This is a genomic window from Microbacterium petrolearium (genome assembly GCF_054782875.1).
Map to the genome: position 1 here is coordinate 1 of NZ_BAAGRQ010000061.1, position 783 is coordinate 783.

General features: G+C 30.4%; 3 tRNA genes. 1 reads left to right on the top strand and 2 read right to left on the bottom strand.

The annotated features are described in order from the left end of the window. Positions 1–343: 343 nt before the first annotated feature. Positions 344–415 (top strand) — tRNA-Trp (locus tag ACYVJ0_RS13590). A gap of 86 nt (positions 416–501) precedes the next feature. On the opposite strand, the gene ACYVJ0_RS13595 is transcribed toward ACYVJ0_RS13590, so the two are convergent. Continuing rightward, positions 502–586: transfer RNA gene (locus ACYVJ0_RS13595), tRNA-Ser, on the bottom strand. Between the two features lie 21 nt (positions 587–607). Further along, positions 608–679, bottom strand: a tRNA-Lys gene (locus ACYVJ0_RS13600). Positions 680–783: the final 104 nt, after the last annotated feature.

The following is a 783-nucleotide window of genomic DNA, read 5'->3' on the forward strand; positions in this document are numbered from 1 at the left end:
TATATATAAGCAAGACTATTATATTATTATTAAAAGAAACCCAAATGAAATTTAACTAAAATACTACTTATATTCAAATATAATTATATAGATATTAATACATACTATTTCTATATTTTATGATTATATATAGCATATATATAATATTATTAATAATAACTATATAGAATTATTACAATAGATATTATAGATGTAATATTTTATATTACCTAATATATATAGATTTTATATAGAGTTCACGAGCGGTTACTCACTGACGGATTGCAAATCTGTACAAGTAGGGTTCGACTCCCTATGAACTCTAATAAAAATAATCATAATATAGATTATAAGTAATTAGGTAAGGGACGTCGTATAACGGTTAGTATATAGGTTTCCAAAACCTTTGATAGTGGTTCGATTCCGCTCGTCCTTACAGACTATACTTATATAGTACTTATATAAGCAAGGTTAATTAATATTTAAAGAGGTGAAATATATTAGTATATATTAAATTGATTCCGGAAGAGATAGGATTCGAACCTACAAGGATAGATATCCGTTCAGTTAGCAACCGAAGCCACCTCACCAATAGCTGTGCTCTTCCTATATAAACAAACATTTATTAGGGGAGTAGAAGGGATCGAACCCACGACAGACTGATTAAGAGTCAGTTGCTCTGCCACTGAGCTATACTCCCTAATCTGATATTTTATAACACATTTAACATCTTTTTTTTTTACTTCTGACCCCCCGTGATTCGAACACGGAAGTCTTCTCCGCCAAAGGGAGACGGGTTACCAT